26 protein-coding genes and 1 pseudogene are annotated in these 24,107 nt (G+C 61.5%); 22 read left to right on the top strand and 5 right to left on the bottom strand.

Going from position 1 to position 24,107, the window contains the following annotated elements; translation table 11 throughout:
• The first annotated feature begins 386 nt into the window (after positions 1 to 386).
• Together rhtA and C8K58_RS31350 are read left to right on the top strand one after the other, a co-directional pair.
• Entirely contained in the window at positions 387 to 1,274 is an 888-nt protein-coding gene (rhtA, locus tag C8K58_RS31355; RefSeq protein ID WP_027607139.1) for a threonine/homoserine exporter RhtA, read from the top strand.
• Positions 1,275 to 1,438: 164 nt separating this feature from the next.
• The gene (locus tag C8K58_RS31350; RefSeq protein ID WP_027607138.1) at positions 1,439 to 1,720 is read left to right on the top strand and encodes a hypothetical protein; all 282 of its coding nucleotides are present in this window, start codon (positions 1,439 to 1,441) and stop codon (positions 1,718 to 1,720) included.
• A 107-nt stretch (positions 1,721 to 1,827) separates the two neighbouring features.
• On the opposite strand, the gene C8K58_RS31345 is transcribed toward C8K58_RS31350, so the two are convergent.
• From C8K58_RS31345 to C8K58_RS31335, 3 genes are all read right to left on the bottom strand, one after another.
• The gene (locus C8K58_RS31345; RefSeq protein WP_098480080.1) at positions 1,828 to 3,636 is read right to left on the bottom strand and encodes an aminopeptidase P family protein; all 1,809 of its coding nucleotides are present in this window, start codon (positions 3,634 to 3,636) and stop codon (positions 1,828 to 1,830) included.
• Between the two features lie 39 nt (positions 3,637 to 3,675).
• Positions 3,676 to 4,836 (bottom strand): cysteine desulfurase family protein, encoded by a 1,161-nt coding sequence (locus C8K58_RS31340; RefSeq protein WP_108574874.1) that lies wholly within the window; start codon positions 4,834 to 4,836, stop codon positions 3,676 to 3,678.
• 234 nt (positions 4,837 to 5,070) lie between these two features.
• Positions 5,071 to 5,340: a hypothetical protein gene (locus C8K58_RS31335; RefSeq protein ID WP_027607135.1), complete on the bottom strand. Its 270-nt coding sequence runs from the start codon at positions 5,338 to 5,340 to the stop codon at positions 5,071 to 5,073.
• 399 nt (positions 5,341 to 5,739) lie between these two features.
• Here C8K58_RS31335 and msuE point away from each other — a divergent pair, with 399 nt between their 5' ends.
• The 4 genes from msuE to C8K58_RS31315 are packed head-to-tail and all read left to right on the top strand — an operon-like array spanning position 5,740 to position 9,811.
• On the top strand, positions 5,740 to 6,303 hold the full coding sequence (gene msuE, locus C8K58_RS31330; RefSeq protein ID WP_027607134.1) for an FMN reductase: 564 nt from the start codon (positions 5,740 to 5,742) through the stop codon (positions 6,301 to 6,303).
• 9 nt (positions 6,304 to 6,312) lie between these two features.
• A complete protein-coding gene (gene ssuD / locus C8K58_RS31325) occupies positions 6,313 to 7,452 on the top strand; it encodes an FMNH2-dependent alkanesulfonate monooxygenase (RefSeq protein WP_027607133.1) in 1,140 nt (379 codons plus the stop codon).
• Positions 7,453 to 7,507: 55 nt separating this feature from the next.
• Positions 7,508 to 8,695 carry an acyl-CoA dehydrogenase family protein gene (locus tag C8K58_RS31320; protein ID WP_065924542.1) on the top strand — a complete coding sequence of 396 codons (1,188 nt, stop codon included), beginning with the start codon at positions 7,508 to 7,510 and terminating at the stop codon, positions 8,693 to 8,695.
• A gap of 12 nt (positions 8,696 to 8,707) precedes the next feature.
• Positions 8,708 to 9,811, top strand: a complete 1,104-nt coding sequence (locus C8K58_RS31315; protein ID WP_092358583.1) for a sigma-54-dependent Fis family transcriptional regulator — start codon at positions 8,708 to 8,710, stop codon at positions 9,809 to 9,811.
• Here the strand turns inward: C8K58_RS31315 and C8K58_RS31310 are convergent.
• A complete protein-coding gene (locus C8K58_RS31310; RefSeq protein ID WP_065924540.1) occupies positions 9,800 to 10,165 on the bottom strand; it encodes an antibiotic biosynthesis monooxygenase in 366 nt (121 codons plus the stop codon). The two genes, C8K58_RS31315 and C8K58_RS31310, sit on opposite strands and share 12 nt — an antisense overlap.
• A gap of 99 nt (positions 10,166 to 10,264) precedes the next feature.
• Here C8K58_RS31310 and soxR point away from each other — a divergent pair.
• The 10 genes and pseudogenes from soxR to C8K58_RS31260 form a co-directional block, all read left to right on the top strand.
• A pseudogene (gene soxR, locus C8K58_RS31305) lies at positions 10,265 to 10,699 on the top strand (redox-sensitive transcriptional activator SoxR); the annotation flags it as partial.
• Between the two features lie 95 nt (positions 10,700 to 10,794).
• Complete coding sequence (locus tag C8K58_RS31300; RefSeq protein ID WP_098480076.1) at positions 10,795 to 11,253, top strand: VOC family protein; 459 nt, start codon at positions 10,795 to 10,797, stop codon at positions 11,251 to 11,253.
• A 220-nt stretch (positions 11,254 to 11,473) separates the two neighbouring features.
• Positions 11,474 to 12,676, top strand: coding sequence for a PepSY domain-containing protein (locus C8K58_RS31295; protein WP_027607127.1), 1,203 nt, complete (start codon positions 11,474 to 11,476; stop codon positions 12,674 to 12,676).
• Complete coding sequence (locus C8K58_RS31290; protein WP_027607126.1) at positions 12,673 to 13,212, top strand: hypothetical protein; 540 nt, start codon at positions 12,673 to 12,675, stop codon at positions 13,210 to 13,212. The genes C8K58_RS31295 and C8K58_RS31290 overlap by 4 nt, the downstream gene beginning before the upstream one ends.
• On the top strand, positions 13,209 to 13,532 hold the full coding sequence (locus C8K58_RS31285) for a hypothetical protein (RefSeq protein WP_027607125.1): 324 nt from the start codon (positions 13,209 to 13,211) through the stop codon (positions 13,530 to 13,532). The genes C8K58_RS31290 and C8K58_RS31285 overlap by 4 nt, the downstream gene beginning before the upstream one ends.
• Positions 13,529 to 14,089, top strand: a complete 561-nt coding sequence (locus C8K58_RS31280) for a DUF6162 family protein (RefSeq protein WP_092358577.1) — start codon at positions 13,529 to 13,531, stop codon at positions 14,087 to 14,089. Before C8K58_RS31285 ends, C8K58_RS31280 begins: the two co-directional genes overlap by 4 nt.
• Before the next feature lie 19 nt (positions 14,090 to 14,108).
• Positions 14,109 to 15,029: a metal ABC transporter substrate-binding protein gene (locus C8K58_RS31275; protein ID WP_027607123.1), complete on the top strand. Its 921-nt coding sequence runs from the start codon at positions 14,109 to 14,111 to the stop codon at positions 15,027 to 15,029.
• Positions 15,026 to 15,772 carry a metal ABC transporter ATP-binding protein gene (locus C8K58_RS31270; RefSeq protein WP_027607122.1) on the top strand — a complete coding sequence of 249 codons (747 nt, stop codon included), beginning with the start codon at positions 15,026 to 15,028 and terminating at the stop codon, positions 15,770 to 15,772. The genes C8K58_RS31275 and C8K58_RS31270 overlap by 4 nt, the downstream gene beginning before the upstream one ends.
• Positions 15,769 to 16,668 carry a metal ABC transporter permease gene (locus C8K58_RS31265; protein ID WP_092358575.1) on the top strand — a complete coding sequence of 300 codons (900 nt, stop codon included), beginning with the start codon at positions 15,769 to 15,771 and terminating at the stop codon, positions 16,666 to 16,668. The genes C8K58_RS31270 and C8K58_RS31265 overlap by 4 nt, the downstream gene beginning before the upstream one ends.
• A complete protein-coding gene (locus tag C8K58_RS31260; RefSeq protein WP_092358573.1) occupies positions 16,668 to 17,588 on the top strand; it encodes a metal ABC transporter solute-binding protein, Zn/Mn family in 921 nt (306 codons plus the stop codon). Before C8K58_RS31265 ends, C8K58_RS31260 begins: the two co-directional genes overlap by 1 nt.
• A gap of 19 nt (positions 17,589 to 17,607) precedes the next feature.
• On the opposite strand, the gene C8K58_RS31255 is transcribed toward C8K58_RS31260, so the two are convergent.
• Positions 17,608 to 18,321 carry a UTRA domain-containing protein gene (locus C8K58_RS31255; RefSeq protein ID WP_092358571.1) on the bottom strand — a complete coding sequence of 238 codons (714 nt, stop codon included), beginning with the start codon at positions 18,319 to 18,321 and terminating at the stop codon, positions 17,608 to 17,610.
• A gap of 347 nt (positions 18,322 to 18,668) precedes the next feature.
• Here C8K58_RS31255 and C8K58_RS31250 point away from each other — a divergent pair, with 347 nt between their 5' ends.
• The 6 genes from C8K58_RS31250 (at position 18,669) to C8K58_RS31225 (ending at position 24,040) form a co-directional block, all read left to right on the top strand.
• Positions 18,669 to 19,745 carry an ABC transporter substrate-binding protein gene (locus C8K58_RS31250; protein WP_027607118.1) on the top strand — a complete coding sequence of 359 codons (1,077 nt, stop codon included), beginning with the start codon at positions 18,669 to 18,671 and terminating at the stop codon, positions 19,743 to 19,745.
• Between the two features lie 189 nt (positions 19,746 to 19,934).
• On the top strand, positions 19,935 to 20,741 hold the full coding sequence (locus C8K58_RS31245; protein WP_027607117.1) for an alkaline phosphatase family protein: 807 nt from the start codon (positions 19,935 to 19,937) through the stop codon (positions 20,739 to 20,741).
• Positions 20,738 to 21,583, top strand: a complete 846-nt coding sequence (locus C8K58_RS31240; RefSeq protein ID WP_098480072.1) for an ABC transporter permease subunit — start codon at positions 20,738 to 20,740, stop codon at positions 21,581 to 21,583. Before C8K58_RS31245 ends, C8K58_RS31240 begins: the two co-directional genes overlap by 4 nt.
• Entirely contained in the window at positions 21,570 to 22,370 is an 801-nt protein-coding gene (locus tag C8K58_RS31235) for an ABC transporter permease (RefSeq protein WP_027607115.1), read from the top strand. The genes C8K58_RS31240 and C8K58_RS31235 overlap by 14 nt, the downstream gene beginning before the upstream one ends.
• Positions 22,367 to 23,356, top strand: a complete 990-nt coding sequence (locus C8K58_RS31230) for an ABC transporter ATP-binding protein (protein ID WP_108574873.1) — start codon at positions 22,367 to 22,369, stop codon at positions 23,354 to 23,356. Before C8K58_RS31235 ends, C8K58_RS31230 begins: the two co-directional genes overlap by 4 nt.
• A 30-nt stretch (positions 23,357 to 23,386) precedes the next feature.
• On the top strand, positions 23,387 to 24,040 hold the full coding sequence (locus C8K58_RS31225; RefSeq protein ID WP_108574872.1) for an HAD family phosphatase: 654 nt from the start codon (positions 23,387 to 23,389) through the stop codon (positions 24,038 to 24,040).
• Positions 24,041 to 24,107 lie beyond the last annotated feature (67 nt).

Below are 24,107 nucleotides of genomic sequence, written 5' to 3'. Positions count from 1 at the left end.
ACAGCGTTACACGCTGCTGTCAACACCTCTTTTTCTGCGCTTTCGACCGAGAAGATCGAATCGTTAATAGCGCCAAACAACACGACTCTACCAACTCCTTCTGGGCTTCGATGAACTGAAGCAATCCGCTGCTTTATTCTGCATAACTCATTGTTTACCAAGGAGTTTTACGTTTCGACTGCGCCGGAAGTGGGGCGAATTATAGACTTCCAGGATCTGCCGTCAACACTTAATTTGGTTTTTCTATCAAAGTGCCTGCCAACCTTCAAATCCCTCTATATAGAGAAGGTCTCTCTGTCGAATTGAGCAATATATTGCTCAAAGCCGAACGATTAAGCATCATAGCAGCCCCTGATTCTCGAATATGACCTCGGACGAACGCCCCAATGACCACCTCCCCCCGCAGCTTGGCCTCGGCATTGTTTCCTGTCGGCCTGCTGTTGATCGCCATGGCCTCCATCCAGTCCGGAGCCTCACTGGCCAAGAGCATGTTCCCGATTGTCGGCGCCCAGGGCACCACAACCCTGCGCCTGATCTTCGCCAGCGTAATCATGTTGCTCATCCTGCGACCATGGCGCGCCAGGCTGACCGCAAAATCCCTGCGCACCGTGGTCGTTTACGGCATGGCCTTGGGCGGCATGAATTTCCTCTTCTATATGTCCTTGCGCAGCGTTCCCTTGGGCATTGCCGTAGCCCTGGAATTCACCGGACCGCTCGCCGTCGCGATCTACGCGTCGCGCCGAGCGGTAGACTTCCTGTGGATAGCACTCGCGATCATCGGCCTGCTCCTGTTGATTCCCATGGGGGAAGCCAGCAGCGGAATCGACCTGGTCGGCGCGACCTATGCTTTGGGGGCGGGGGCTTGCTGGGCACTCTACATTCTGTTCGGTCAGAAAGCAGGCAACGACAACGGCGTCCAGACCGCCGCCCTCGGCGTAATGATCGCTGCCCTGTTTGTGGCGCCCATCGGTATCGTCCATGCCGGCACCGCATTACTGACCCCGGCATTGATTCCAGTCGCCATCGGTGTCGCGATCCTGTCCACGGCACTTCCGTACACCCTGGAGATGGTAGCGCTGACACGCCTCCCCGCCCGCACCTTCGGAACACTGATGAGCATTGAGCCTGCTTTCGGTGCACTCTCAGGACTTTTCTTCCTGCAGGAGCACCTATCCCTACCGCAATGGCTGGCCATAAGTTGCATTATCATGGCCTCGGTAGGCGCGACACTGACGATGCGCAATGACTCCAAGCCACTGGTTCCGGCGGATTGAATCATCTTTGAAAGTTGCTCTGGTATTTGCCGCGTATTTAGGCCATGTTTAAACTGCAAACGAATGTCATTCATGGAGTTTTTCGACAAGGACAGCACGAACGCTACACTCGAGAGCGAGTAGAGCCGGCTTCAAGCATTATGAAGTGGCTATTAAGGATAGGAATGAAGCGAATTTTGATACTGTTAATGGTCGTGGCTATTGCTGGCTGCGCCGCGACTACCAAGACAGAAGTAAAACGCGGCAAAAAAGGGCTGCATATCAACTGTTCCGGCCTGTCTTCTTCCTGGGACCAGTGCTACACCAGTGCAACCAACTCTTGTGGCGCCAAAGGCTACCGGGTTATCGCCAAGTCCGGTGACAATTCCGAGGAACCAGGGGACTATCCCTTCGGCCTAAACCCTGCCGGCTATACCAGCCGCAGCATGATCGTCATCTGCAAGTGATCTCCTCCGAGCAGTCACCAGCGACTGCTCATACACATGCCTGATATAACGCCGTCCCTTCGCGGCGCTGCAACTGAATTATTGCAGCTCCTGATTTTTGCACCCGGTCAAATAGCCGTCGTACGCACCTGCAACCACGCCAACGCAGCACCGCTGAGCAGCGGGCTCAGGCGTTCACGCACCTCGGCGTGGTACGCATTGAACCATTCGCGCTCATCCGCGGTGAGCAGCGACGGCTCCAGGCAACGGGTGTCGATCGGGCACAAGGTCAGGGTTTCAAACGAGAGAAACTCACCAAACTCGGTCTTGCCTGCCTCGCGGTTCAATACCAGGTTCTCGATACGCACGCCCCAACGTCCAGGGCGGTAGGTGCCCGGCTCGATGGAGGTGATCATCCCTGGCTGCATCGCGGTTTGCGGCGCAGTGGCGGCCTGGTAGGCAATCACTTGTGGGCCTTCATGCACATTGAGGAAATAACCTACGCCGTGCCCGGTACCGTGGCCGTAGTCCACGCCTTCAGCCCAGATCGGCGCGCGGGCAATGGAATCCAGCAGCGGCGACAAAATCCCCTTGGGGAAATGCGCACGTGACAGTGCAATCACGCCCTTCAGCACACGGGTGCAGTCACGTTTCTGTTCGTCGCTCGGCGTACCGATAGGCACCATCCGCGTGATATCCGTGGTGCCACCCAAATACTGGCCACCCGAGTCGATCAGCAGCAAGCCATCGCCTTCGATCACCGCATGCTCTTCTTCGGTGGCGTGGTAATGCGGCATGGCCCCATTGGCATTGAACGCTGCGATGGTATTGAAACTCAGCGACACATAATCGGGGCGACGGGTGCGCGCAGCCGTCAGGTGTTCATCGATGGTCAATTCAGTGATGCGTTCACGTCCGAGTGCACTGTCCAGCCAGGCGAAGAATTCGCACAGCGCCGCGCCGTCCTGTTCCATGGCGCGGCGGATGTGCTCCGCGTCCGCCAGGCTTTTGCGGGATTTGGCCAGCGTGGTCGGGTTCAGCCCTTCGATCAGCTTGACGCCGGCATTCAGGTTTTCCAGCAGACCGGCAGTAACGCGGGCCGGGTCAACCTGCATGCTGGCGCCCGATGGCACCGCATGCAGTGCATCCGCCACGTCGCTGTAGTCGCGCAACGTCACACCATCCTGCGCAAGCACCGCGCGCAGGTCCGCGTCGACTTTACTCAGCGCCACAAACAACGTGGCCTGTTGTTGATTGATCAACGCAAACGACACAAACACCGGATTAAACGAAACATCGCCGCCACGCAGGTTGAACAGCCAGGCGATGTCATCCAGGGTGGCGATGAAGTGCCAGTCGGCGCCCTTCTCCTTCAAACTGGCGCGCAGCGCAGCAAGTTTATCGCCACGGCTCACGGTCGCTTGCGGTGGCAGATGCTGATAGATCGGCTGGCTCGGCAGGCTCGGACGGTCTTTCCAAACCACATCGAGTACGTCGATATCAGTCCGCAGGCGCGCGCCGCGCTCTGCCAGCCTCGCGCCCAAGGTGCGCGACGACGCGACAGCCATCACCGCACCGTCCACCGCCACCACACCGCCTTCCGGCGTCTGCTCAGCCAGCCACTCCAGCGGCCCGGGTTGGCCCGGTTGCAGCTTGACCAATTCAATGCCACTGCCCTTGAGCTCCTTGGTCGCCTGTTCCCAGTAACGGCTGTCGGCCCAGACACCGGCGAAATCCGCAGTGACAATCAGCGTGCCTACCGAACCATGGAACCCCGACAACCATTGGCGCCCCTGCCAGTAACCCGGCAGGTATTCGGACAAATGCGGATCAGCCGACGGCACCAGCAGGGCGTGAATGCCCTCGCGGCGCATCAGTTCGCGGGTGTGCGCCAGGCGCTGGGGAACCGTTCCATGGGTCAAGGGCTGCGTACTCATTGTGTCTCCTGCTAACCACTAATAATTGTTATGTGAAAATCAGACGGCCCAGAACGCCGGTGCACTGGCCAGTGCGGCCCTGATCAATTGCACGGCCTGGTCGATGTCCTGCTCGGTGGTAAACCGGCCCAGGCTCAAACGTATGGTGCGGCCGGCAGAACGTGCGTCAAGGCCCAACGCAAGCAGCACGTGGGAAGGCGCGTTGCTGGCGGAGTTGCATGCCGAGGTCGCCGAAAAGGCGATGCCCGCGCTCAACGCAGCAGCGTCGAATTCACCTTCGCTGAACGTAAGGCTGAGGGTGTGAGGAATGCGCTGCGCAGGGCTGCCATTGAGGCGCACGCCACCGAGCGTATCCAACTGCTCCAGCAGGCGCTGACGCAAGGTCATAATGACAGCCTTCTCCTGCGCAAAAGACGCCGCCGCCAGAGCGAACGCCGCGCCCATGCCCGCAATCTGATGGGTAGCCAGGGTACCGGAGCGCAAGCCCCCCTCGTGGCCGCCACCATGAATCTGTGCCGACACTTTCTGTTGCGCCCGAGGGCCGACATACAGCGCGCCAATCCCCTTGGGGCCATACAGCTTGTGCGCGGAAAACGACATCAAATCCACCGGCCACTGCGCCAGGTCGATCGCCACCTTGCCCGCGCCCTGCGCCGCGTCGACATGCAACAACGCGCCATGCTCACGCACACGTGCGCCGATGGCGGGGATGTCATTGAGGGTGCCCAGTTCGTTATTCACCAGCATCAGCGATACCAGAAAGGTATCTTCACGCAATGCTTCGCTGACGGCCTCGGCGCTGATCAATCCGTCGGCGTCCGGCACCAGGTAAGTCACGGCCACACCGGCTTCCTGAAGCTGTCGCGCGGTGTCCAGCGTGGCCTTGTGTTCAATCTGGCTGGTGATGATATGCCCGCCCGCCACGCCACGCGCCTGGGCAACGCCCTTGATCGCGAGGTTATTGGACTCAGTAGCGCCGGAGGTCCAGACGATCTGTTCAGGCTCTGCGCCGACCAGTTCGGCCACCTGGCGACGCGCCTGTTCAACCGTTTGCCGGGCCGCCTGGCCGAACGCATGGGAACTGGACGCGGGGTTACCGAAATTGGCATTGAAGCCCAGACACTCGACCATCACCTGGATGACGCGTTCGTCCACCGGGGTGGTAGCGGCGTAGTCGAAATACAGCGGACGTTTATTCATGACAGTCAAGACTCGCAGAGCAGGTTCCCGAGAGCAGCGTCTCAGGGGCATCGGCCGGAACAGAGGTCGTCAGGTTTACCGGATCGAATGCCATTAAAGAAGGACAACTTTAAGTAAATGTGCGTAGGAACGCTCCTGAAATTCAGCTTAACAGGCTGAAGTCGTGCCATGGCAAACAAAAAGCCCGAGGTTCCTTCAAGGGAAGCCTCGGGCTTTTTGCTGCGCAGTGCCAATTCAACTGGGACGACCATGCAAAACCACGTTGCGCTCGGCGTTCATTTCGCCCTGGCGATCAAATCCGAACGGCTTCTGTGGCTGGCCGGTCAGTGCGGCGCGCTGCTGTTGATATTCATCAAACGACAAGCCACGACGGCTCAGCGCTTCCAGGGCCAGTTGCTTGCTCTCTTCGGCCGTGTAGGGACGCAATTCCGGCGATGGATGGTTCGCACACCCGGCGAGTACGGCGCTGACAATCACTAAGCAAACAGCAAGAAATCGGTTCATGGAGGTAGCCCTGGAAAGAAGGTTTCGAGTCAATGAACACAGGCTACTCCCGAGCTCACAGAGGGAAAAATCACCGTCCGTGATAGTCGCTATCAACCGCCAAAGCCCCCTCGATAGCCACCCCCTTATATTTCCTTATGTTCTATAAATATGGAAATACGTTCATTTACGGAATAAATGCAACGTTCTATAAAGGACTTGCACCGCAACTGCACTGTTCGCCACGCAACTGTTTGCCAGGCAACAGCCATTCAACAAATCACCAGTCAGACAACAGCAGCATTTTTCAGCAGTGAACCTGCAACCCACGCCAATCAAGGCCTGCCCCCGTTGGTACAGCTCTTGCTCAACAGGTTGCACTCCACCTGCTATGAACCACTGTTGATAAAGGAACTGTTCATGACCCGTCCCCTGAATGTCGTTGCCCTCTCCGGCGGAACCTGGCGCCCGTCCCGGACCCTCGTGCTGACCCAAGCCGTACTGGCTGAATTGGCGACCTTGCTGCCGATCCAGACCACCCTGATCGAGCTGGGCGACATTGCCCGGCCACTCGGTGGTGCGCTGTCACGGGATGAGTTGCCCGCCGAGGTCGAAGCCCAACTGGTGGCCATCGAACAGGCCGACCTGCTGATCGTCGCCGCACCGGTCTATCGCGGTTCCTACCCTGGCCTGCTCAAGCATCTGTTTGACCTGGTTGGCCTCAACGCCCTGATCGACACACCGGTATTACTCGCAGCCACCGGCGGCAGCGAGCGCCACGCGCTGGTTCTCGATCACCAACTGCGGCCGCTGTTCAGCTTCTTCCAGGCCCTGACCCTGCCGATCGGGGTGTACGCCACCGAGGCCGACTTCACCGATTACCAAATAACCAGTGAGCCCTTGAAGGGCCGTATACGCCTTGCGGCAGAACGCGCAGCGCCGTTGTTTGCAGCGCACTCCCCCTCTCTGCTGAAAATCGCTTAAGGATTGGTCATGGATGTTTTCTGGTTTCTGCCAACACATGGCGACGGTCATTACCTGGGCACCACCCAAGGTGCACGGCCGGTCACCCTCAATTATCTGAAGCAAGTCGCGCAGGCGGCTGACAGCCTGGGTTACCACGGCGTGTTGATTCCTACCGGCCGCTCGTGCGAAGACTCCTGGGTCATCGCCTCGGCACTGGTGCCGCTGACCGAGCGCCTGCGTTACCTGGTGGCGATTCGCCCGGGCATCATCTCGCCGACCGTTTCTGCGCGCATGGCGGCGACCCTGGATCGCCTGTCCAACGGTCGCTTGCTGATCAATGTGGTCACCGGCGGTGATCCCGACGAGAACCGCGGCGACGGCAGCTTCCTCGACCACAGCGAACGCTACGAAGTCTCCGACGAATTCCTGCAAATTTGGCGCCGCGTATTGCAGGGCGAATCAGTGGACTTCGAAGGCAAACACCTGCGCGTACAGAACGCCAAGGCGCTTTACCCACCGGTGCAAAAGCCTTATCCACCGTTGTATTTCGGCGGTTCCTCGGATGCCGCCCACGACCTCGCCGCCGAACAGGTGGATGTGTACCTGACCTGGGGCGAACCGCCCGCCGCCGTCGCCGAAAAACTCGCGGATGTGCGTGAACGCGCTGCCCGCCATGGGCGTACGGTGAAGTTCGGCATTCGTCTGCACGTGATCGTGCGCGAGACCGAAGAGGACGCGTGGAAAGCCGCCGACAAGCTGATCGAGCACATCAGCGACGAAACCATTGCCGCCGCACAAAAATCCTTCTCGCGCTTCGACTCCGAAGGCCAGCGCCGCATGGCCGCCCTGCATGACGGGCGCCGCGACAACCTGGAAATCGCCCCCAACCTATGGGCCGGTGTCGGCCTGGTACGCGGCGGTGCCGGTACCGCGCTGGTGGGCAACCCCCGGCAAGTGGCCGAACGCATCAAGGAATACGCCGACCTGGGCATCGAAAGCTTCATCTTCTCCGGCTACCCGCACCTGGAAGAAGCCTATCGCTTTGCCGAGCTGGTGTTCCCGCTGCTGCCGGAACCCTATGCCAGCCTGGCCGGACGCGGCATCACCAACCTCACTGGCCCGTTCGGCGAAATGATTGCCAACGATGTTCTGCCAGCCAAGGCCTGATCGGCGCAGCGGCGGGAGCGGCATTGGTCGTTCCCGCTTATAAAGAGGAAACCCTGTGACAGCCAAACCCCATAGCGTCCTGCCATCACCGTTGCAGACCGCCAGACTGCTGGCCGCCGAATTCGCCCTCACTGCCGTCGAGCGCGACGAGCGCGGTGGCACCCCCAAGACCGAACGTGACGCCCTGCGCCAAAGCGGCCTGCTGGCCCTGAGCATTCCCACCCAATACGGCGGCCTCGGCGCCCGCTGGAGTGACACCCTGGCCATCGTGCGCGAGTTCGCCAAGGTCGACAGCTCCATTGCCCACGTCTTCGGCTTCCACCACCTGATGCTGGCCACCGTGCGCCTGTTCTCGCGGCCGGACCAATGGCAACCCTGGTTCGAACAGACCGCGCGCAAAAACTGGTTCTGGGGTAACGCCCTCAACCCATTGGACACACGCACCGTGGTCAAGGACTTCGGCGGCTGGCGCGAGTTCTCCGGCAAGAAGAGCTTCTGCTCCGGCGCCAGCGACTCGGAAATGCTGATTGCCTCGGCGGTGGATGAAAGCGCCGGCGGCAAGCTGCTGATCGCCGCCATTCCCAGCGGGCGCAGCGGCATCACCCTGCACAACGACTGGAACAATATCGGCCAGCGCCAGACCGACAGCGGCAGCGCCAGCTTCGAACGGGTGCGCGTCGAGGAGTCGGAATTGCTGCTCGACCCGGGCCCGCTGAGCACGCCTTTTGCCTGCCTGCGCCCGCTGATCGCCCAGTTGACCTTCACCCATATGTTCCTCGGCATCGCCGAAGGTGCCTTCGAAGAAGCGCGCAACTACACGCTCACCGAGACCCGTTCCTGGCACAAGTCCTCAACCGAAGACGTGCGCCAGGACCCTTACGTACTGCATCACTACGGCGAATTCTGGGTGGCCCTGGAGGGTGTGCGCCTGTTGGTGGAACGCGCTGCCGAGCTGCTCGACCAGGCATGGGCAAAAGGCCCCAACCTCAGCGAAAACGAACGCGGTCAACTGGCGATTGCCATTGCGACCGCCAAGGTCGCCGCCACCCGCCAAGGCCTGGACCTGTGCAGCCGCCTGTTTGAAGTCACCGGCGCGCGCTCCACCCACGCATCCCTGCGCCTGGATCGTCATTGGCGCAACCTGCGCACGCAAACCCTGCACGACCCGGTGGATTACAAGCTCCACGAACTGGGGGACTGGGCGTTGAACCAATCCCTGCCGATTCCGACGTTCTACTCATAAAAAGAGGTGCCCATGCAGCTTCTAACCTTACCGCCCTCGCCCGCCCTTGCGACGTCGATCCGCGCCACGGCCCAGGTCTTCGAAGACCCGAAATCCAAGGCGCTGCTCGACCACATCCAGCAAGTGGCACCCAGCGAAGCCAGCGTGCTGATCATCGGCGAGACCGGCACCGGTAAAGAGCTGGTGGCGCGCCACATCCACAACCTCAGCGCGCGGCGCAACCGGCCGTTCGTGGCGGTGAACTGCGGGGCGTTCTCCGAATCCCTGGTGGAAGCCGAGTTGTTCGGCCATGAAAAAGGCGCGTTTACCGGCGCCCTCAGCGCCAAGGCCGGCTGGTTCGAAGAGGCCGATGGTGGCACCTTGTTCCTCGATGAAATCGGCGATTTGCCGATGCCCATCCAGGTCAAGCTGCTGCGCGTCCTACAGGAGCGCGAAGTGGTGCGCCTGGGCTCGCGCAAGAGCATTCCGATCGATGTGCGGGTACTGGCTGCGACCAACGTGCAACTGGAAAAGGCCATCAACGCCGGACATTTCCGCGAAGACCTCTACTACCGCCTCGACGTCGTCAGCCTCGAGCTCAGCCCGCTGCGCGAGCGCCCCGGCGATATCCTGCCGCTGACCCGGCATTTTATCGAAGCCTACAGCCAGCGCCTGGGCTACGGCCCGATCACCATCAGCCGCGAGGCCGAACACAAGCTAAAGAGCTACAGCTGGCCGGGCAACATCCGCGAATTGGAAAACGTGATTCACCACACCCTGCTGATCTGCCGTAACGGCGTGATCGAACGCGACGACCTGCGCCTGTCGAACATGCGCATCGAGCGCCAGGACGACAGCCAGCACGGCACCGACAACAGCGCCGAAGCCTTGCTGGAGCGCGCGTTTCAAAAGCTCTTCGAAGAACAGGCCGGTGCCCTGCACGAAAAGGTTGAAGACGCGCTATTGCGCGCCGCCTACCGCTTCAGCCATTACAACCAGGTGCACACCGCCAACTTGCTGGGCCTGAGCCGCAACGTCACGCGCACGCGCCTGATCAAGATCGGCGAGTTGGCGGTGAACAAGCGTCGCCCTGGAGAAAACGTGCAGGGCGAGCGCATGCTGCACCTATCCATTTAGGCGACAGTGCAACGCGTTGTCATGGCTGCGTTCGAAACTGCGCAGTACCTGGAACGAACCAAAGGTCACGGCCGTGGCCTGATGGGCGCGAATCAGCGTCCAGAAATCTTCCTCGCCGTGCTCAAAGCATTGGAACGCCGCTTCGCCGTCCTCGCGGGAGCGCCATTGCAGGTAATTGAGCACCCGCCGCCCGTCTTCGCTGACCTGCACACTCGCGTTGATAAAGCCGCCATGGCCCTGGGCCAGGCGTTCACTTTGGGTGGACAAGGCCGCCACCAGCGCCACTTGTTGCTGGGGCTCGATGTGAAACTCGATCAGTTGAGTGAAACTGCGATTTTTCTCTGATACCTGCATGAACACTCCCCTTTCTCTGTAGGCAGAATCTTGTGATTCGATACCACGCAGGGTAAAACCTCTAGTTAAGTCAAGGTCAAGCGCTTAATTGGAGTATTCATGGTTACCAAAGAGCTCACCGTCGGCCAACTGGCAGCCCGTAGCGGTGTAGCTGTTACGGCCCTGCACTTCTACGAAACCAAGGGGCTGATCAAGAGTCATCGCAATGCCGGCAATCAACGACGCTATCCACGGGATGTACTGCGCCGGGTGGTGGTGATCAAGATCGCCCAACGCCTGGGAATTCCACTGGCAACGATTGGCGAGGCGTTGCAGACGTTGCCGGAAGGACGCACGCCCAACGCTCAGGATTGGGAGCGGTTGTCCGCGCTGTGGCGGGAAGACCTCGATGAGCGCATCCATAAGCTGATGCTGCTGCGGGACAAACTCACCGGCTGTATTGGGTGTGGATGCTTGTCGCTGGACGCGTGCCCGTTGCGCAACCCGGATGACCAGCTCGGTGGGCGCGGGCCGGGGGCGCAATTGCTGGAGCCCGGCTGCCCCCCCTCGTCGGGGCCCTCGGAGCCCTTGATGGGCGTGGCCTATAGTGAAGAGGCCGTGCCTCCACAACCACAATCAAGGAGAACGAAATGAGCGTTAAACCCATTCCCGAGGGTTATCACAGTGTCACGCCCTATATGGGCATCGACAAAGCCTCAGAGGCTATCGAGTTTTACAAAAAGGCCTTCGGCGCCACCCAGATCATGCGCCTGGACATGCCCGATGGCAGGGTCGGCCATGCCGAGCTGCGCATTGGTGACTCGGCGATCATGCTGGGCACGCCCTGCGATCAGATGTCCCTGAGCAATCCGGCTGAAAGCACCAGTGTCGCCTTGCATCTGTACGTGAACGACGTAGACGCACAGTTCAAACAAGCCGTCGCAGCGGGCGCCAGCGTGGTGTCCGAACCCGAGAACCGATTCTATGGCGACCGTTCGGGCAGCGTGAAGGATCCATACGGTCATCTTTGGTACCTCGCCACCCGCAAGGAAGACCTCAGCGAAGAACAGATCCGTCAGCGCGCCATGGAAATGTTCAAGCAAGGCTGAGCACCGGGGCCGGTCCGCCGGCTCCAACCCCACTTCATGAATACCCCCACGCTGTAAAAAACCGCTGGATGTGAACCTGAAACATTTTCTTTCATATCCACCTTGGGGATTTCTCATTCTCATCCGTCTTAACTTAGATACAGCCAGTCGCGTCAGCAAAAGCTACGACTGGCCTTTTCCGGGCCTCCCTCGCCCTCTCCTGATCAAGACCCTCTTTCACATGTCGAAGAAGTCACGCTCAAAACTCTGGTTTCTCGTCCATAGCTGGCTGGCCTTGCCCATCTGGTTCTTTGTACTGATTGTCTGCGTCACCGGCACCCTGGCGGTGGTCAGCCAGGAAATCGTGTGGCTGGCCAATCCGGACATCCGTGCGAGCAAGCCGTCGGATGATGCCGAGCCGCTGAGCTACGACCAGGTGATCAGCGCCATCAAGCGGGCCGAACCCCAGGTCATCGTGCAGTCTCTCAGTCGTCCGGATGAATCGCACTTTGCCCTGAGTGTCGACCTCAGCTACCCGGACGGGCGCTCGGTAGAGGTCTACGTCAATCCGTACACCGGGGCGATCCAAGGCATCAGCCCGTCGTTCAACTTCCGTCAGTTCACCCGCGCCCTGCACGGCTGGTGGCTGGTGCCGTTTACCAATGGCTTCAGCTGGGGCTGGTACCTGGTGTCGCTGCTCGGCTTGCCGTTGCTGGCCTCACTGGTCACCGGCCTGGTGGTGTACAAGCGCTTCTGGAAAGGCTTTTTCAAGCCGACCCTGCGTATCCGCCACGGTGCGCGGATTTTCTGGGGCGACTTCCACCGCCTGAGCGGTATCTGGTCGATCTGGTTTATTGCGGTGATTTCCATCACTGGCACTTGGTTCCTGATCCAGGCAATCCTGGGTGACAACCAGATCTCCATCTCCAGCGAGCCCATCGTCCCGGTGATCGCCCGCGAAAAAGTCCCAACCTCAGCCCCCGGCGTGCCTGCGCCGATGATTCCGGTGGATGAGGCGATCGCGATCGCCACCCAACGGATCCCGGGGCTGGAGGCGAGTTTCGTGAGCCTGCCGCTCAATGCCTACAGCCACCTGCAAATCGGCGGGCGGGGCTGGTACCCGCTGATGTTCCAGACCGCTCAGATCAACCCGTATGACGGTGAAATCGCCTCGTCGCACCTGCTGTCCGACCGCACCAAGCTGGAGTTCGTCACCGAGTCCATGCGCCCCCTGCACACCGGCGACTTCGGTGGCCTCTGGATCAAGCTGATCTGGGCGTTCTTCGGCCTGGTGCTGAGCATGATGGTCTTGAGCGGCCTGTTGATCTGGACCAAGCGCACGGCCCTGGCCACCCTCAACGCTCTCAAGCGCGAAGCCAAGACACAACGTGCGCCGGCACCCACTCCGGCCATGCAGGCTGAAACCTCGGAGGCCAACCCATGAGCAAGTCCGCCAACGCTACCCCGCCTTCACCGTTGCGGGCCTTCTGGCTGAAATGGCGTTTTCACATCAATGTCCTGCTGTTGCTGGTACCGCTGGGTTTCATGCCCAAGTACTTCGCCGATGCCGCGCTGTTTCGCGGCGACACCGGCATCGGCGAGCGGGTGGCCGGCGACGTACAGGTCGGACCCTGGAGCCTCACGCTGGCCGAATTCCGCAACGAAGGCCCACGCCCCGACCCGGCCGGCCCGATGAAGTTCTTCAACGCCGCCCTCTGCGCCACCTGCGCCGACCAGGTCAAGGCCACCTACCTGCGCATCGGCAAGCCGCGCAGCCTGCGCGCCGCCGGGGTGATCTTCTTCGGCACCCCGTACCGCATGGGTGCCGGCCTGCCCGTGCCGGAACGTACCCCCGTCGATGCCGAACTGTGGGTCACCATGGAAGGCTGGGACGGCACCATGCACCAGGGTTCCATCCCGCTGAGCCAGGCCTCGCCTGCCACCATTGCCTGGCTGAACAAGCAAGGAGTCAAACCATGACGTTCAAGCGCCTGTCCCGCGCCGCGCTGTTGCTGTGCGCCGCTTTCAGTACCACCGTCCTTGCCCACAACCCGATGTGCGAATGCAAGGAAATCCCCGGCGAGCAGATCCAGTGCAAAGGCGGTTTCTCCGACGGCAGCGGTGCCCCCGGCGTGACACTGGATGTGATCGGCTATGACGAAACCATCCTGGTGCCCGGCAAGCTCGGCCAGGACTCCACCCTGACCTTCAAGAAGCCGTCCGCCGAGTTCTACGTGCTGTTTGATGCAGGCCCCGGTCACGTGGTGGAAATCGACCAAGCGGATATCCAGCCTCAATGAGTACGACACAGGTTGTTCGCCCCGCCGGTGCCGGCCACGAAACCCTCTACGTCCTGCTGCTGTGCCTGATCATCCTCGCGGTGGCGGGAACCGTGGTGGCGCTGCACGGTGAAACCCAAGCAGTCGCGGCGCTGCCCCGCCATCAACTGGATGCCCGTCGCGACCTGAGCGCCGCCGAACAAGGCATCTACGCCGACCTGCGGGTCACGCTGGATGAAATCCACTTGCTGCAGCAGGAGCAAAGCGCCCTGCCCACCCCCGAGCAACTGGCCGAAGAAGGCTTCGCGCCGTTTGCCCAGGACGCCAGTTCGGTCAGCCGCGGCGACCATCGCTGGCAGTTGTTGGCGAATTCGGCCTACTTGGGACTGAGCCAGACCCCGACCACCAGCGGTTCACTGCTGATGCGCGTGCAGGGCAGCGAGCCGGATATCTGGCTCAACCGCAGCACACACCTGGCCGCCCCCTCCGACCTCACTGACCAGGCGCTGATCGCAGCCGGCTGGCAGCAGGTGGTCGCGCAATTCGATGCCGGCGTCACCCGCCAGCACCGTCACTGAACGAGAAGACCGATTGCCCATGTCTATTTCATCGCCCCTGTTGCGCGTGTTTCTGGTTGGCCTGTTCAGCCTGATACTCGCTCCCCTCGCGAATGCCGAAGCGGCCAAGCGCCTGCGTATCGGCATCACCCTGCACCCTTATTACAGCTACGTGGCCAATATCGTCGGCGACAAAGCCGACGTCGTGCCGCTGATCCCGGCCGGCTTCAATCCCCACGCCTACGAGCCACGTGCCGAAGACATCAAGCGCATCGGCACCCTGGATGTGATCGTGCTCAACGGCGTCGGCCATGACGATTTCGCCGACCGCATGATCGCCACCAGCGAGCGCCCGGACATCCCGGTGATCGAAGCCAACGCCAACGTGCCGCTGCTGGCGGCCACCGGCAACGCCGCGCGCGGTGCCGGCAAGGTGGTCAACCCGCACACCTTCCTGTCGATCAGTGCGTCGATTGCCCAGGTCAACAACATCGCCCGCGAACTGGGCAAGCTCGACCCGGACAACGCCAAGACCTACACCCAGAACGCCCGCGCCTACGGCAAACGCCTGCGGCAGATGCGTGCCGATGCCCTGGCCAAGTTGACCGGCGCCCCCAACCCGGACCTGCGTGTCGCCACCGTGCACGCGGCCTACGATTACCTGCTGCGCGAGTTCGGCCTGGAAGTCACGGCCGTGGTCGAGCCGGCCCACGGGATCGAGCCGAGCCCCAGCCAGCTGAAGAAGACCATCGACGAACTGCGCGCCCTGGACGTCAAGGTGATCTTCTCGGAGATGGATTTCCCGTCCACTTACGTCGACACCATCCAGCGTGAATCCGGGGTCAAGCTGTACCCGCTGTCGCATATTTCCTACGGCGAATACAGCGCTGAAAAATACGAAGTGGAAATGACCGGCAACCTCAACACCGTGGTACGGGCGATTCAGGAGTCGGGGGCATGACCGCAGCGCAGCAACTTAAGGTCGCGAGCGTCGGCCCGACCCTCGACTTCGACCAGGTGTCCCTCACCCTGGGCCGCACCGTGATCCTCGACGGCGTGAGCTTCCAGGTGCAGCCGGGCAGCATCCATGCGCTGGTGGGGCCGAATGGCGGCGGCAAAAGCTCGCTGATCAAGACCCTGCTGGGGCAAACACCGCACCAGGGGCAACTGAGCCTGCAGTGGCCGGGCACGCCCGGCACCATCGGTTATGTGCCCCAGGCGCTGGAGTTCGACCGGGGCCTGCCGATGACGGTCGACGATTTCATGGCCGCCATGTGCCAGCGGCGCCCGGCGTTCCTGGGGTTGTCCAAACATTACGCCGCCGCGATTGGCGAGGCGCTGGAACGGGTCGGCATGCAGGACAAGCGCAAGCGGCGAATGGGCGCGCTGTCCGGCGGTGAGCGCCAGCGGGTGTTGTTGGCCCAGGGACTGATCCCGGCGCCGCAGTTGCTGGTACTGGATGAACCGATGTCGGCCCTCGATGAAGCGGGTATCCAGGTGTTCGAACGCCTGCTCAATGACTGGCGCCTGGCCGGGATCACCGTGCTGTGGATCGAGCACGACCTGGAAGCCGTGGGCCGCCTGGCCGACCGCGTCACCGGCCTGAACCGCCGCCTGCTGTTTGACGCCACGCCGAAAGAGGCGCTGACCCCGGAGCGCCTGCTGACCCTGTTCTCTACCCACCCTCGGAGCCCGGCGCCATGAGTTATGAAGCGTTTCGCCTGATGGTCCAGGGCTGGGCCTCATCCGGTTACCTGCCGGAGGCACTGGCCTATGGTTTTGTGGTCAACGCCCTGCTCGCCGGTCTGCTGATCGGCCCGGTACTGGGCGGGCTGGGCACGCTGGTGGTGGTCAAGCGCTTTGCGTTTTTCTCCGAAGCGGTCGGCCATGCCGCACTGACCGGCGTGGCCGTGGGCATCCTGCTGGGTGAGCCCTACACCGGGCCCTATGGCAGCCTGTTCGGTTACTGCCTGTTGTTCGGCATCCTGCTCAACTACCTGCGCAACAGTACGGGCCTGGCGCCGGATACCTTGATCGGCGTGTTCCTGTCGGTGTCCCTGGCATTGGGCGCCAGCCTGCTGCTGATCCTGGCGGGCAAGATCAACGTGCACATCCTCGAAAACGTGCTGTTCGGTTCGGTGCTCACGGTCAACGGCAACGACCTGCTGGTACTGGCGATTGTCGGCGCCCTGGTGATGGCCCTGGCGCTGCCGCTGTACAACCGCATCATGCTCGCCAGCTTCAACCCGCAATTGGCGGCAGTGCGTGGTGTGGCGGTGAAGACCCTGGACTACCTGTTCGTGATCCTGGTGACGCTGATCACCGTGGCGGCAGTCAAGGTCATCGGCGCCATCCTGGTGGGCGCGCTGCTGGTGATTCCGGCGGCGGCGGCACGCTTGCTGAGCCAGTCGCTCAAAGGCTTCTTCTGGATCTCGGTGGTGATCGCCACCGTCAGCACCCTGTGCGGGATCCTGTTGCCGATCATCTTCGACCTGCCCATCCCCTCCGGTGCCGCGATCATCCTGATGGCCGGTATCGCTTTCGCCCTTGCCGCCGTCGCGCGGGGCACCGTGCCCAGCCTTAAAGGGAACCTTGGATAATGCGCTCCGTTCTTCAACCTCTGGCCCTGGCCATCGCTTGCCTGATCACCACGCCGCTGATGGCGGCCGACGTGGGCAAACCTGCTGCTCACGCGGCCAAACCGGTGAAAGTCCTGGCCTCGCTGCCGATCACCTATGGCCTGGCGCAGGTGCTGCTCAAGGGCACCGATGTGCAGCTCGAGCGCGCGGCGCCGGCCAACCTGCCGGGCTCGCGGCAGGTGTCGTACTTCACCGGCCGTGGCGCGCCGGCACTGAACACCCTGGCCCAGGACGCCGACGCCGCCATCGGCGTGCGCTCGCTGTGGGCCGATGACCCGCTCTACCCCGTGGCACGGCGCAGCAATATCCGCATCGTCGAAATCGATGCGGCACGCCCGGTGGATGGCGGCCTGCCGGGCATCGCCGTGCAACCTGGCGTCGCCGATGGCTTGAACAGCCAGCCGTGGCAATCGAGCAACAACCTGGGGCGCATGGCCGATGTCCTGGCCGCCGACCTGAGCCGCCTGGCACCGGGCGCCAAGGCGAAGATCGACGCCAACCTGGCCGCCCTCAAGCAACGCCTGCTCAAGCTCAGCGCCGACAGCGAGGCGCGACTGGCCAAGGCGGACAACCTGAGTGTGGTCAGTTTGAGCGATCACTTTGCCTATCTGATCAGCAGTTTGAATCTGGAACTGCTCAGCACCGATGCCCGGCCCGACGCCGATTGGACACCTGAGGCGTTACAGAAGCTCAGTGCCGAGCTGAAGGACAACGACGTGGCCGTGGTGCTGCATCATCGCCAGCCGAGTGACGCAGTGAAAGCCGCCATCACGGCAGGCGGTTCAACGCTGCTGGTGTTGAACGTCGACGGCGCGGACCCGGTATCGGAGCTGGAGAGTAATGTGGACCAGGTGATCAAGGCACTCACGCCGGATAGCTGAGTGACAGAGCCTTGGTGGGTTAAACCACATCCACGCCGACATGAATCGCATCATGCCGCCAGAATTCCAGGTCGCAGTCGATCAAGCGCTGGTGCTGGTCATAATTGACCCGGGCGATCCGCAAGCCCGGGCTGCCCACCGACACGCGCAATGCCGCCGCCGCTTCCACCGGCAATGAGGTCGGCACGATCTCGAAGCGCACCCGCCCGTAGTGCAAGTCGTACTTGCGCGCATACAACTCGGTCATCGACTGATTCAGGTCGCACTCGAGAATCCCCGGGAAATACTGCGGGTTCAGGTAGTGCTCCACATACAACACCAGCCGCCCGTCAATCCGCCGCCCCCGACAGATCTGGATCACCCTGGACAACGCCGGCAGCTGCAACCACGCACACACTGCAGCCGAAGCCGGCTGCAGCCGCGCACTGATCACTTCGGTGGATGCCACCCGCCCCTGGTCGTTGACCATCGCGTGAAAGTGGCTGCGCTGCATCAGGTTGTAGGCCAGCCGAGGCGGCGAGACAAACCAGCCACGACGCTCCTCGCGATAAATCTGCCCTTGGGCCTCCAGTTGTAACAAGGCTTCCCGCACGGTAATTCGAGTGGTACCAAACAACTCGCTGAGCTTGCGCTCGGCGGGCAGCTTGCTTGCAGGCGCCAACAGGCCGTGGTCGATCTGCTCTTGCAGCGCCAGGCCGATGGATGTCACCGCCTTGATTGCCTCATCACGCATCAACGTTACCTATCTGGACTAGACCAGCACTGTTCAGGTGCACAAACCGCTGCATAAATGGGCTTGCACGACTGCTTGCCAGCCTAGGCACTCCTGATGACCGACAGATGACAGTCCCTGCCGCGTCCCTGCACCACACCCTGCAATACATCGGCCAAGTCCAGTCTCTGCGGGCACTTGAGCATGGTCTACGCTAAGTCTGCGCCGAGCGACATCAAGGCTATGAAAACGACATCGACATGAAACTGTCATCCATCGCGTCTAGATTGGCTCAGGTATTGCTCTGACCTAGACCAACAACACCGTAGAAAACACCGCCGCGTTGAAAACGCCCAAAGGAGCTTCGGATGAAACAGCTTTTCCTGGCATCACTGTTAGGCTCGACCATTGCCATGTGCACCGCCGCCATGGCCGCTGATACCGATCTAAAAACCTTGGAGGCCGCCGCGAAGGCGGAAGGTGCCGTCAACAGCGTCGGCATGCCCGATGACTGGGCCAACTGGAAAGGCACCTGGGAAGACCTGGCCAAGACCTACGGCCTCAAGCACATCGACACCGACATGAGCTCGGCCCAGGAAATCGCCAAGTTCAAGGCCGAAAAAGACAACGCCAGCGCCGACATCGGCGACGTAGGCGCCGCCTTCGGCCCGATCGCGGTGAAGCAGGAAGTCACCCAGCCGTACAAGCCGTCCAACTGGGCTTCGGTGCCGGATTGGGCGAAAGACAAGGACGGTCACTGGGCCCTGGCCTACACCGGCACCATCGCGTTCATCGTCAACAAGAAGCTGCTGCACGGCTCCGAAGTCCCTACCAGTTGGGCTGACCTGCAAACCGGCAAATACAAAGTCTCGGTGGGTGACGTGAGCACTGCGGCCCAGGCCTCCAACGCCGTACTCGCCGCCGCCATCGCCAATAAAGGCGATGAAAAGAACATCGCCCCGGGCCTGCAATTCTTCACCAAGATCGCCCAGCAAGGTCGCCTCGGCCTGTCCAACCCGACCATCGCCACCATGGAAAAAGGCGAAGTCGAAGTGGGTATCGTCTGGGATTTCAACGGCCTGAGCTACAAAGCCAAGATGGCCAACCCGGATGACTACGTGGTGCTGATCCCATCGGACGGTTCGGTGAAATCCGGCTACACCACCATCATCAACAAATACGCCAAGCACCCGAACGCCGCCAAGCTGACCCGCGAATACATCTTCAGCGACGCCGGCCAACTCAACCTGGCGCGTGGCAACGCACGTCCGATCCGTGCCGAAACCGACCTGAAACTGCCGGCCGACATCGCCAAGAACCTGATCCCGGGCGAGCAGTACACCAAGGCCAACCCGCAGCCGATCAAGGATGCCGATGCCTGGGAAGCGACCTCCAAGAAGCTGCCGCAACTGTGGAACGAGCAGGTCATCGTAGAGATGAAGTAAGGGTTTATCCCACATTGGAGCTCCAGTGGAGATCCAATGTGGGAGGGGGCTTGCCCCCGATGACGGTGGATCAGCTAACAAATTCGTTGAATGACACACCGCTATCGGGGGCAAGCCCCTTCCCACATTTTTGACCCCGTTCCTCCAGAGGAATTGAGCCAAGTCAATCATTGCGGAGCGTCGCCCCCCATGAAGCACCCCGTCATCCTTGTCGTGCTCGACGGCCTTAACTTCGAGGTTGCCCGGCACGCCATGGGACACTTGCAGGCCTATGTCGGCGCAGGACGCGCAGCCCTCTACAAGCTGGAATGTGAACTGCCCGCCCTGTCCCGCCCGCTGTACGAATGCATCCTTACCGGTGTGCCACCGATCCACAGCGGCATCGTCCACAACAACGTCTCGCGCCTGTCCAACCAGCGCAGCATTTTCCATTACGCCACCGACGCCGGCCTTACCACCGCAGCGGCGGCTTACCATTGGGTCAGCGAGTTGTATAACCGCACGCCCTTTCTCGCCGCACGGGATCGTCATACCGACGACAAGACGCTGGCGATCCAGCACGGGCATTTCTACTGGAATGACCACTACCCCGATTCCCACCTGTTCGCCGACGCCGACAGCCTGCGGCTCAAGCACGCGCCGGACTTCATGGTGGTGCACCCGATGAACATCGACGACGCCGGCCACAAGCACGGCCTCGACACACCGCAGTACCGCAACAGTGCACGCTCGGCCGACATCATCCTGGCCGACTACCTGCAAGCCTGGCTCGATGCCGGTTACCAGGTGCTGGTGACCGCCGACCACGGCATGAACAACGACCGCTCCCACAACGGCCTGCTGCCGGAAGAACGGGAGGTGCCGCTGTTCGTCCTCGGCGATGCCTTCAGCCTGGACACCCACGCCGCACCGAAACAGACCGAGCTGTGCGGCACCGTCTGCGAACTGCTGGGCGTACCCCACGACAAACCTGTGTGCCGGGAGTTACTGAAGTGAGTTCAATATCCCGCGGCAAATGGCTGGCACTCCTGTGCCTGGTGCCTTTCGCGCTGTTCTTTATCGTGTTCGAAATCGCCCCGCTGGTATGGGTGCTGATCAATAGCCTGCAGACCGAAGACACCGGCTGGGGGTTGGACAACTTCACGCGCATCTTCAGTTCGAAGTTCTACCTGCAGGCCATCCAGTTCAGCCTGGAGATCAGCTTCTACTCGAGCATCTTCGGCATCATCATCGCCACGCTGGGCAGTTACTCCCTGCGCCGGGTGGATTCGCCGCTGCGCAACTTCGTCACCGCCTTCGCCAACATGACCAGCAACTTTGCCGGCGTGCCCCTGGCCTTCGCGTTCATCATCCTGCTGGGGTTCAACGGCAGCATCACCATCATGCTCAAGCAAGCCGGGATCATCCAGGACTTCAACCTGTACTCCAAGACCGGCCTGATCATCCTCTATACCTACTTCCAGATCCCCCTCGGCGTGCTGCTGCTCTACCCAGCCTTCGACGCACTGCGTGAAGACTGGCGCGAGTCCGCTGCGTTACTGGGCGCCAATAGCTGGCAGTTCTGGCGGCACATCGGCCTGCCGGTGCTCACGCCGGCGCTGCTGGGCACGTTCGTGATCCTGCTGGCCAATGCCCTGGGTGCCTACGCGACGGTCTACGCCCTGACCACCGGGAACTTCAACGTGCTGCCGATTCGTATCGCCGGCCTGGTGTCGGGGGATGTGTCCCTCGATCCAAACATGGCCAGCGCCCTGGCCGTGGTGCTGGTGGCGCTGATGACCGTGGTCACCGTGGTCCATCAACTGCTGCTCAAGAGGAGCTACCATGTCTCGCGCTGAAGCCGGCCCGGCCTCCCTCTACCACCGCGTGGTGGTGTACCTGTTGTTCGCGATCCTGGTGCTGCCGCTGATTGGCACCTTCGTCTACTCCATTGCCAGCAGTTGGTCAGCAACCATTCTGCCGGCGGGCTTCACGGTGAAGTGGTATGTGCAGCTGTGGAGCGACCCACGCTTCCTGATGGCCTTCGGGCAATCCTTGCTGGTGTGCGTGGGTGCGTTGATCCTGTCGGTGGTGTTGATTCTGCCGCTGTTGTTCGTGGTGCATTACCACTTTCCCAGGCTCGACGCCTTGATGAACATCCTGATCCTGCTGCCCTTCGCGGTACCGCCGGTGGTGTCGTCGGTGGGCCTGCTGCAACTGTACGGCTCCGGGCCGTTGGCGATGGTGGGCACGCCGTGGATCCTGATCGGCTGCTATTTCACCGTGGCGCTGCCATTCATGTACCGGGCGATCACCAACAACCTGCAAGCCATCAACCTGCGCGACTTGATGGACGCCTCGCAACTGCTTGGCGCCAGCACCTGGCAGGCCGCGATCTTCGTGGTGCTGCCCAACCTGCGCAAAGGCCTGATGGTGGCGCTGCTGCTGTCGTTCTCGTTCCTGTTCGGTGAGTTCGTGTTCGCCAATATCCTCGTGGGCACCCGCTACGAAACCCTGCAGGTGTACCTGAACAACATGCGCAACAGTAGCGGCCACTTCACCAGCGCCGTCGTGATTTCCTATTTCTTCTTTGTGCTGGTGCTGACCTGGGCCGCCAATATCTTGAACAAGGACAAAAGCCAATGAGCTTCGTCAGCGTCCAACACCTGCAAAAAGGCTACGCCGGCACCCCGGTGTTCAGTGATATCAACTGCGAAATCGCCAAGGGTGAGTTCGTCACCCTGCTCGGCCCATCCGGTTGCGGCAAGTCCACCCTGCTGCGCTGCATCGCCGGCCTGACCGCGGTGGACAGTGGGAAAATCCTGCTGGACGGCCAGGACATCGTTCCGCTGAGCCCACAGAAACGCAACATCGGCATGGTGTTCCAGAGCTATGCGCTGTTCCCCAACATGACCGTGGAACAGAACGTCGCCTTCGGCCTGCGCATGCAAAAGGTCAACGCCGATGACAGCCACAAGCGCGTGCAGGAAGTGCTGCAACTGGTGGAACTCAAGGACCTGGCCGGCCGCTACCCGCACCAGATGTCCGGCGGCCAGTGCCAGCGGGTGGCCCTGGCCCGCTCCCTGGTCACCCGCCCGCGCCTGTTGCTGCTGGATGAGCCGCTGTCGGCGCTGGATGCACGGATTCGCAAGCACCTGCGCGAACAGATCCGCCAGATCCAGCGCGAACTGGGCCTGACCACGATTTTCGTAACCCATGACCAGGAAGAAGCCCTGACCATGTCGGACCGGATCTTCCTGATGAACCAGGGCAAGATCGTGCAAAGCGGCGATGCCGAGACCCTCTACACCGCACCGGTGGATGTATTCGCTGCCGGTTTCATCGGCAACTACAACCTGCTGGACGCCGACAAGGCCAGCCAACTGTTGCAACGTCCGATCAGCGGGCGCATCGCGATTCGCCCGGAGGCCATCGAGCTGAGCCGCCACGGCGAACTCGACGCGCTGGTACGTAGCCACAGCCTGCTGGGCAACGTGATTCGCTACCGCATCGAAGCCCGTGGCGTGGAATTGGTGGTGGACGTGCTCAACCGCTCGGCGGACGATCTGCACCCGGACGGCCAGCGCCTGGCACTTTCCATCGACCCCAGTGCGCTATGTGAAGTAGCCTGAGCCGCAGTGAATCTTGAGAGAGCGTAACGGATGGCATTGGTAATTTTTGATTTGGACGACACCCTGATCCACGGCGACTGCGCCACCCTCTGGAGCGAACAGATGGGCCGCCTGGGCTGGGTCGACCCGACGTCGTTCATGGGCAGGAACAACGAGCTGATGGACGCCTACAGCCGGGGCGAGCTGGCCATGGAAGACTTCATGGACTTCAGCCTGGAACCGATGATCGGCCGCACCCCGGAGGAAATCGAGCATTTGGTGGAGCCATGGGTCGAGGACGTGATTGAACCGCTGATCTACAGCGACGCCACCAGGACCATCGCCCGCCACCGCGCCAACGGCGACCGGATCCTGGTGATCTCCGCCTCGGGGACTCACCTGGTGAAACCGATCGCCGCGCGCATCGGTATCGATGAAGTGCTGGGGATTGAGCTGGAGGTCAGCCATGGCGTGTACAGCGGCCGTACCGTCGGTGTACTGACCTACCGCGAAGGCAAGATCACACGCTTGCTGGAATGGCTGGAACAGGAAGGTGAATCGCTGGACGGCGCGTATTTCTATTCGGATTCGCGCAATGACTTGCCGTTGTTGCTGAAGGTGGAACACCCGCAGGTGGTGAACCCCGACCCGGTATTGCGCGCCCACGCCGAAAAATCCGGCTGGCCAATCCACCACTGGGTCTGACACCGCCTATCCCGACTTGAAATCCAATCAAAGGTGGGAGGGGTAAGTCGAAGCGTCGCACCGCCCC

It is taken from the genome of Pseudomonas sp. GV047, from assembly GCF_003058245.1.
Taxonomy (GTDB): domain Bacteria; phylum Pseudomonadota; class Gammaproteobacteria; order Pseudomonadales; family Pseudomonadaceae; genus Aquipseudomonas; species Aquipseudomonas marginalis.
The sequence above is the reverse complement of the archived record's forward strand: the minus strand, read 5'-3'. Positions and strand labels throughout refer to the sequence as shown.